Consider the following 505-nt stretch of genomic DNA (forward strand, 5'->3'; position numbering starts at 1 on the left):
TTGTTTTTTCTTGCTTTTGTTGTTTTGAAACTGTTCAATAAATGCAGGATCAGTGGCGTACGGTTCTAAACGGATCAGTGATTCCGGCTGTTTGACCCATTCATCGCCGATCGCCTCTGTAATGATGGCAGACAAGCCTGGATTCGCTTTTAACAGCCAGCGCCTGTGGGCAATTCCATTCGTCTTATTGTTAAAACGATTCGGAAACAGCAAGTGAAAGTCGCGCATCTCCCTTTCCATTAATATATCGGAATGTATTTTTGCAACGCCATTTACACTGTAACTGCCTACTATGGCCAGATGAGCCATTTTGACAACACCATGCGCTGTAATCGCCATGTCCTCTATCCTTTTCCAGTCTCCCGGATACTTTTCCCAAACTGCGCGGCAAAACCTCTCATTGATCTCTTCAATAATCATGTACATTCGCGGGAGCAGCGGCTTAAACAAATGAATCGGCCATTTCTCGAGCGCTTCTGACAATGTTGTATGATTTGTATAAGAA

General features: G+C 44.0%; 1 protein-coding gene. It reads right to left on the minus strand.

What is annotated here, in order from left to right:
• Window positions 1-505, minus strand: a 505-nt coding sequence (locus ACWHAR_RS32510) for a glycogen/starch/alpha-glucan phosphorylase (RefSeq protein ID WP_452089107.1), incomplete at both ends; no start/stop codon positions are given.

The sequence above is a fragment of the Bacillus sp. LR--39 genome (assembly GCF_053613335.1).